At 66.7% G+C, this 7,086-nt stretch carries 8 protein-coding genes and 1 pseudogene; all 9 read left to right on the top strand.

What is annotated here, in order from left to right; all coding sequences use genetic code 11:
* Positions 1–547 (top strand): annotated as a pseudogene (locus tag ACFQ4E_RS15455) (fused NADH-quinone oxidoreductase subunit E/endonuclease); the annotation flags it as partial.
* Between the two features lie 18 nt (positions 548–565).
* Positions 566–784, top strand: coding sequence for a DUF5337 domain-containing protein (locus ACFQ4E_RS15450; protein WP_386805104.1), 219 nt, complete (start codon positions 566–568; stop codon positions 782–784).
* A gap of 7 nt (positions 785–791) precedes the next feature.
* A complete protein-coding gene (gene nuoF, locus ACFQ4E_RS15445) occupies positions 792–2,078 on the top strand; it encodes an NADH-quinone oxidoreductase subunit NuoF (protein WP_386805103.1) in 1,287 nt (428 codons plus the stop codon).
* A gap of 261 nt (positions 2,079–2,339) precedes the next feature.
* The gene (locus ACFQ4E_RS15440) at positions 2,340–3,053 is read left to right on the top strand and encodes a class I SAM-dependent methyltransferase (RefSeq protein ID WP_386805101.1); all 714 of its coding nucleotides are present in this window, start codon (positions 2,340–2,342) and stop codon (positions 3,051–3,053) included.
* Positions 3,050–3,502 (top strand): DUF3291 domain-containing protein, encoded by a 453-nt coding sequence (locus ACFQ4E_RS15435; protein ID WP_386805099.1) that lies wholly within the window; start codon positions 3,050–3,052, stop codon positions 3,500–3,502. The genes ACFQ4E_RS15440 and ACFQ4E_RS15435 overlap by 4 nt, the downstream gene beginning before the upstream one ends.
* Positions 3,499–4,209 (top strand): class I SAM-dependent methyltransferase, encoded by a 711-nt coding sequence (locus ACFQ4E_RS15430; protein WP_386805097.1) that lies wholly within the window; start codon positions 3,499–3,501, stop codon positions 4,207–4,209. The genes ACFQ4E_RS15435 and ACFQ4E_RS15430 overlap by 4 nt, the downstream gene beginning before the upstream one ends.
* Positions 4,206–4,526, top strand: coding sequence for a hypothetical protein (locus ACFQ4E_RS15425; RefSeq protein WP_386805095.1), 321 nt, complete (start codon positions 4,206–4,208; stop codon positions 4,524–4,526). Before ACFQ4E_RS15430 ends, ACFQ4E_RS15425 begins: the two co-directional genes overlap by 4 nt.
* A gap of 126 nt (positions 4,527–4,652) precedes the next feature.
* A complete protein-coding gene (locus ACFQ4E_RS15420) occupies positions 4,653–5,048 on the top strand; it encodes a DUF5333 domain-containing protein (protein WP_386805094.1) in 396 nt (131 codons plus the stop codon).
* Between the two features lie 10 nt (positions 5,049–5,058).
* Positions 5,059–7,083: an NADH-quinone oxidoreductase subunit NuoG gene (nuoG, locus tag ACFQ4E_RS15415; protein ID WP_386805092.1), complete on the top strand. Its 2,025-nt coding sequence runs from the start codon at positions 5,059–5,061 to the stop codon at positions 7,081–7,083.
* Positions 7,084–7,086 lie beyond the last annotated feature (3 nt).

The following is a 7,086-nucleotide window of genomic DNA, read 5'->3' as shown; positions in this document are numbered from 1 at the left end:
GGCAGCGACTGCCGAGGCACCGGCTCCGGCGGCGGCCCCTGCGGCGGACACGGCGCCGACGAGCAGCGCCTCGGCAACTGCCGACGCCGAAGCGGGCGCGACGGTGAAACCCACCACCTCGCTTCCCGGTCAGCAGGAGCTTTCCACCCGCAAGGGCGAATGGCGCTATGCCGGTGGCGACAACCGCACACCGTCCGCGGCAGCGGCGGCGGCGACAGCCGGGACCACCGAAGCGGCGGCAGCTGAGGTCGAGGGTCCGGGCGAAAAGCCCGCCACGCTCGACGGCCCGCGCGAGGGTGGGGCGGACGATCTGAAACGCATCAAGGGCATCGGGCCCAAGCTCGAAACGCTCTGCAACGATCTGGGCTTCTACCATTTCGACCAGATCGCGTCCTGGACACCGCAAGAGGTGGCCTGGGTCGACCAGAATCTCGAAGGCTTCAAGGGCCGCGTCACCCGCGACGAATGGGTTGCGCAGGCCAAGCTTCTGGCCGAGGGAGGCGAGACCGACTTCTCGCAGAAGGTCGACAAGGGCGACGTGTACTAAGGGAGCGTGGACGACGGCATGGCCAGCGAGGCGGAGCAGGCACGGCAGGGGCGCATCATCGCGCTCGTCATCGCCGGCACCGGTCTCGCCTGGATCGCCGCCACCGCGCTCGGGACCGCGCTGGACTGGAGCCAGCGCACCCGTGCCTTCTTCGACCTGGCGGCGCTCGCCGGGTTCGGGGTGGCGATCTGGATGATTTATCAGCTCTGGCGCGCGCGCCGGACGGGAAAGGACTGAGACACCTATGCTCGAGGACAAGGACCGCATCTTCACCAATATCTACGGCATGCGCGACCGCTCTCTGAAGGGCGCGCAGGCGCGGGGGCATTGGGACGGCACCGCCGGCATCATCAAGAAGGGCCGCGACTGGATCATCGACGAGATGAAGAAATCCGGCCTGCGCGGCCGCGGTGGCGCGGGCTTCCCGACCGGCCTCAAATGGTCCTTCATGCCGAAAGAAAGCGATGGGCGTCCGGCCTATCTGGTGGTCAATGCCGACGAATCCGAGCCGGGCACCTGCAAGGACCGCGAGATCATGCGCCACGACCCGCATACGCTGGTCGAAGGCTGCCTGATCGCGAGCTTCGCGATGAACGCCCATGCCTGCTACATCTACATCCGCGGCGAATACATCCGCGAGAAAGAGGCGCTGCAGGCGGCCATCGACGAGGCCTATGACGCGGGCCTTCTCGGCAAGAACGCCGCCGGATCGGGCTGGGATTTCGATCTCTACCTGACCCACGGCGCGGGCGCCTATATCTGCGGCGAGGAAACCGCGCTTCTCGAGAGCCTCGAAGGCAAGAAGGGCATGCCGCGGATGAAGCCGCCCTTCCCGGCGGGCGCGGGGCTCTATGGCTGCCCGACCACGGTGAACAATGTCGAGAGCATCGCGGTCGTGCCGACCATCCTGCGCCGCGGCGGCGACTGGTTCGCGGGCTTCGGTCGCCAGAACAACGCAGGCACCAAGCTTTTCGCGATCTCGGGCCATGTGAACAAGCCCTGCGTCGTCGAAGAGGCGATGTCGATCAGCTTCGAAGAGCTGATCGAGACCCATTGCGGCGGCATCCGCGGCGGCTGGGACAACCTCAAGGCAGTGATCCCGGGCGGCTCTTCCGTGCCCTGCGTGCGCGGCGAGAAGATGCGCGATGCGACGATGGATTTCGACTACCTGCGCGGCGAGCTGGGCTCGGGCCTCGGCACCGCGGCGGTGATCGTGATGGATCAGTCCACCGACATCATCAAGGCGATCTGGCGTCTGTCGAAATTCTACAAGCACGAAAGCTGCGGCCAGTGCACGCCCTGCCGCGAAGGCACCGGCTGGATGATGCGGGTGATGGACCGGCTGGTCACCGGCGAGGCGGAGGTCGAGGAGATCGGCATGCTCTTCGACGTCACCAAGCAGGTCGAGGGCCACACGATCTGCGCGCTCGGCGACGCGGCGGCCTGGCCGATCCAGGGCCTCATCCGCAATTTCCGCGACGAGATCGAGGACCGGATCAAGCACAAGCGTGGGCCCATCGCGGCCGAGTGAGGCGCTTGAGGGATGCGGGGCCGTGCGGCCCCGCATGCGAGAGGCGCCGCCTCTCGCGCTCTCCGGGATATTTTCAGACAGATGAAGACAGGGGCGTGGTGCGAGCCGCGCCCCGGGTCGTGCCCGGCGGCGAGGTCTGCAGGGCAGGGCGACGCGGTTGTGGCAGAGGGGCCGTAAGCGGGCCCGGCCCCATCCGGGAGGGGTGGTTGCCTGCGAGGCTTTGGCGCATCATGATGCCGAGCAGGCAGGCAGGGCAGTTCCATGAAGGACATCAGCGAGGGGATCCGGGCGCGGCTCGGGCTCGAAAACCCGTTCGACACCTATGTCCACGATCCGAGCCGGATCGACCGGCAGGGCTGGAATTCCAGGCACGGGTTCTTCGAGGTGGCCATCGAGGCGGCCGCGCCCAGGCTGATCATCGAGCTCGGGGTCTGGAAGGGCATGTCCTCGATCCACATGGCCGAGATCGTCAAGGCGCGCGGCCTCGGGGCGGAAATCCTGGCCGTCGACACCTGGCTCGGCTCCTCGAACCACCTGGCCAAACCGGGGCGGCGCGAGGAATTGCACCCGGTCGACGGCTACCCGTCGGTCTATCGCACCTTTCTCGCCAATGTCGTCGATGCGGGGCACCAGGACGTGATCGTGCCCTTGCCCATGGACGGCAATTCGGCGGCCTATGCGCTGAACAAGCTCGGGGTAAAGGCGGGCGTGATCCATATCGACGCCAGCCACGAATATGCCTCCTGCCTTGCCGATCTGCGCAATTACTGGCCGCTCCTTGCCGATGACGGCATTCTCATCGCCGATGATTACGGCTCCTGGCCCGGGGTCAGCCGCGCGGTCTGCGAGTTCGCCGCCGAGGTCGACCGGCCGCTTTTCGGCTCGATGTCCAAGGCGCTCCTGCCGAAATCGCCGACGCTCGGCTTCGATCTCAAGGTGACGCGCAAGCGCAGCTACCGGCGGGGGGACAAGTGAAACACCTGGCGCAGCTCAATATCGGCCGCCTCCTGGCCGAGCCCGGCGATCCGATTGTGGCGGAGTTCATGGCCAATCTCGACCGGGTGAACGGGCTCGGCAAGCGGATGCCGGGCTTCGTCTGGATGATGGAAGGCTCGGGCGAGCCGGGCACCGGCAACACCGAGACCAAGATCGACGGCGATCCGCGCTTCGTCTCGAACCTGACGGTCTGGGAGGATGTCGAAAGCCTGCGCCGCTTCGTCTACGGCACCCTCCATGCCCGCTTCTTCGAACGGCGCGAGGCGTGGTTCGAGGTGATGGATCAGGCGCATTTCGTCATGTGGTGGATCGAGCCCGGCCATCGCCCGACGCTGGGGGAGGGGCTCGAGCGGCTCGAGCTCTTTCGCCGGGACGGCGACAGCGAGGCGGCTTTCGGATGGGGCCGCGTGACGGAGGGCACGGCATGAAGCGCTTCAATTTTCCCGCCGACGGCGACATCGCCGCCGATATTCGCGACCGCTACGGATTCGAGGGCGATCTGGTCGACATCTACGCGTCGAACACCGGCACGACGGTCCAGAAATGGCACCATTACCTGCCGATCTACGACCGGTATTTCGGACGGTTCCGCGGCACGCCGGTCCGGTTTCTCGAGATCGGCGTCAAGAAGGGCGGCTCGCTGCAGATGTGGCGGCGCTATCTCGGCGAGGAGGCGCAGATCTTCGGGATCGATATCGATCCGGACTGCGCGCAGTATGACGGTCAGGCCGGGCAGGTGCGGATCGGGTCGCAGACCGACGAGGTCTTCCTCGAGGGGGTCGCGCATGAGATGGGCGGCATCGACGTCGTGCTCGATGACGGCTCGCACAAGATGCGCCATGTCCGCAAATCGCTGGCGGCGCTCTACCCGCATCTGACGATGGGCGGCGTCTACATGATCGAGGACATGCACACGGCCTATTTCCCGGGCTTCGGCGGCGGGCTGGACAACAAGATGAATTTCTTCAACGCGGTCCGCAATCTGGTCGACGACATGCATGGCTGGTATCACAGCGGACGGTTGCATTCGAAACCGCTCGCGGGCGAGATCTCGGGGATCCACATTCACGATTCGGTCGTGGTCCTGGAAAAGGCGCCGCGCCAGCGGCCCACGCAATCGAAGGTAGGCAGATGACCCGTCCCCTCCGCTCCGCCGCGCTTCTCGCGCTCTGTGTCCTGGCTGCCGGATGTGGCCGGGGCGACCGTGCCACCGTCGAGGGCCAGCGCTTCTCGGCGCGCGCGGTCGCGAACGGGGACGACCGCCACGACTTCGCGGTCACCGTGCGCCAGCGCGGCGCGGCCCTCGATACGCTCCGGGCCGCGGCGGCGCAGGCGGGGATCAATTACTGCATCCGCACCTTTGGCAGTTCCGACATCGCCTGGACCGTGGCGCCCGCGGTCGCGCAGCCCGGCAGCGAGGATTTCGTCCTGACCGGCCGCTGTCTCGAATAACGCGTATCCGCGAAACTTCGCCGGAGTCACCGGGCGATATTGGATATCCGGGTGATCTGACCCCATGTCCCGCTGCAAAGCCCCGCCGTTTCGGCGGGGGCCATGACCTTGCCAAGGAGTTTCGCCATGCGTGCGCTGACCTTCGCCCTTTCGCTCGCGCTGACCGGCGCGTCCGCCGCTGCTGCCTCGCTCTCCGACGAGGCCGACATCAATCGCGGCCTGCTTGCCGTCGGGATCGCCGACGAGGTTCGCAAGAAATGCGACAGCATCGAGCCGCGCCTGATCCGCGCCTATTCTTTCCTCAACGATCTCAAGGCTCAGGCCCGCGCCAAGGGCTATTCCGACGACGAGATCGAGGCCTATGTGACCTCGGACGCAGAGAAAAAGCGGATGCGGGCGCTCGGAGAAGCCTATCTCCAGAAGAACGGCGTCGATCTGAAGGACGCCTCCAGCTATTGCACCTTCGGCGAAGAGGAAATAGCGAAGGGAAGCCAGATCGGCGTCCTGCTCAGAGCAAGGTGAGACGAGACTGATGTCAGACCTCCGCAAGATCATCATCGACGGTAACGAGATCGAGGTGGATGGGGCCATGACCCTCATCCAGGCCTGTGAGGAAGCGGGGGTCGAAATTCCGCGCTTCTGCTATCACGAGCGCCTCTCGATCGCCGGGAACTGCCGGATGTGTCTTGTCGAGGTCGTCGGCGGTCCGCCGAAGCCCGCCGCCTCCTGCGCCATGCAGGTGCGCGACCTGCGCCCCGGACCCGAGGGGCAGCCGCCGGTCGTCAAGACCAACTCGCCGATGGTCAAGAAGGCCCGCGAGGGGGTGATGGAGTTCCTGCTCATCAACCATCCGCTCGACTGCCCGATCTGCGATCAGGGCGGCGAGTGCGACCTGCAGGACCAGGCGATGGCCTATGGCGTCGATTTCTCGCGCTATCGCGAACCCAAGCGCGCGGTCGAGGATCTCGATCTCGGCCCGCTCGTGGGCACGCATATGACGCGCTGCATCTCCTGCACGCGCTGCGTGCGCTTCACCACCGAGGTCGCGGGCATCACGCAGATGGGCCAGACCGGTCGCGGCGAGGATGCGGAGATCACCTCCTATCTGAACCAGACGCTCGACTCGAACATGCAGGGCAACATCATCGACCTCTGCCCGGTGGGCGCGCTGGTCTCGAAGCCCTACGCCTTCACCGCGCGGCCCTGGGAGCTGACCAAGACCGAGACGATCGACGTGATGGACGCGCTCGGCTCCTCGATCCGCGTGGACACCAAGGGGCGCGAAGTCATGCGCATCCTGCCGCGCAACCATGACGGCGTGAACGAAGAGTGGATCTCCGACAAGACCCGGTTCGTCTGGGACGGGCTGAAGCGCCAGCGTCTCGACAAGCCCTATGTGCGCGAGAACGGCAAGCTGCGGCCCGCGACCTGGCCCGAGGCGCTGTCGGTCGCGGCGGAGAAGATGAAGAATGCCAAGAAGATCGCGGGCCTGATCGGCGATCTGGCCTCGGTCGAGGCGACCTTCGCGCTCAAGTCGCTGGTCGAGAGCCTTGGCGGCAGCGTGGAATGCCGCACCGATGGCGCGCATCTGCCCGCGGGCAACCGCTCGGCCTATGTCGGCACCGCTTCGGTCGAAGAGATCGACACCGCAGAGGCGATCATGCTCGTGGGCGCCAACCCCGCCATCGAGGCGCCTGTGCTCAACGCCCGCATCCGCAAGGCCTGGGCGCGCGGCGCCCGCGTCGGCGTGATCGGCGAAGCGGCGGACCTGACCTTTGAATACGACCATATCGGCACCGGCCCCGAGACTCTGACCGAGCTTCTGAAGCGCGACCATTCCTCGGTCCGCGAAAAGCCGTCGATGATCATCGTCGGCCAGGCGGCGCTGACCCGCGAGGACGGTGCGGCTGTTCTGGCCGCCGTCATGGCGTTGGCCTCGTCGACCGGCTCGTCTCTGATGGTCCTTCACACGGCGGCCAGCCGGGTGGGCGCGCTTGATGCGGGCGCGGTCACCGATGGCGGTCTCGACGCCGCTCTGGACGGCGCGGACGTCGTCTACAACCTTGGCGCCGACGAGATCGAGATCGCCAAGGGCGCCTTCGTGATCTACCAGGGCAGCCATGGCGACCGTGGCGCGCATCGCGCCGACGTGATCCTGCCGGGTGCCGCCTATACCGAGGAGCAGGGGCTTTTCGTGAACACCGAAGGCCGTCCGCAGCTGGCGCTGCGCGCCGGGTTCGCCCCGGGCGAGGCCAAGGAAAACTGGGCCATCCTCCGGGCATTGTCGGCGGAATGCGGGCAGACGTTGCCCTTCGACAGCCTGGCCGAGCTGCGCCGCGCGCTGGTCAAGGACGTGCCGCATCTGGCCGAGATCGACACCGTGCCGGAAAACGAGTGGACGCCTGTCAGCGACGCGGGTGAGATGGGGCAGGGGGCCTTCGGCACCGCGCTCCAGGATTTCTACCTCACCAACCCGGTCGCGCGGGCCAGCCAGCTCATGGCGGAGCTCAGCGCCAACGCCAAGGCGCGCAGAGAGACCAAGATCGCCGCGGAGTGAGCC

It is taken from the genome of Litorisediminicola beolgyonensis, assembly GCF_042679605.1.
GTDB classification, from domain to species: domain Bacteria; phylum Pseudomonadota; class Alphaproteobacteria; order Rhodobacterales; family Rhodobacteraceae; genus Litorisediminicola; species Litorisediminicola beolgyonensis.
This window is presented reverse-complemented; position numbering and strand designations above follow the sequence as displayed.

What these genes read in the sequence shown, in the direction of transcription:
- ACFQ4E_RS15450 (WP_386805104.1), top strand. Translation starts at nt 566, where the DNA reads ATGGCCAGCGAGGCGGAGCAGGCACGGCAGGGGCGCATCATCGCGCTC.
- nuoF (WP_386805103.1), top strand. Translation starts at nt 792, where the DNA reads ATGCTCGAGGACAAGGACCGCATCTTCACCAATATCTACGGCATGCGC.
- ACFQ4E_RS15440 (WP_386805101.1), top strand. Translation starts at nt 2,340, where the DNA reads ATGAAGGACATCAGCGAGGGGATCCGGGCGCGGCTCGGGCTCGAAAAC.
- ACFQ4E_RS15430 (WP_386805097.1), top strand. Translation starts at nt 3,499, where the DNA reads ATGAAGCGCTTCAATTTTCCCGCCGACGGCGACATCGCCGCCGATATT.
- ACFQ4E_RS15425 (WP_386805095.1), top strand. Translation starts at nt 4,206, where the DNA reads ATGACCCGTCCCCTCCGCTCCGCCGCGCTTCTCGCGCTCTGTGTCCTG.
- ACFQ4E_RS15420 (WP_386805094.1), top strand. Translation starts at nt 4,653, where the DNA reads ATGCGTGCGCTGACCTTCGCCCTTTCGCTCGCGCTGACCGGCGCGTCC.
- nuoG (WP_386805092.1), top strand. Translation starts at nt 5,059, where the DNA reads ATGTCAGACCTCCGCAAGATCATCATCGACGGTAACGAGATCGAGGTG.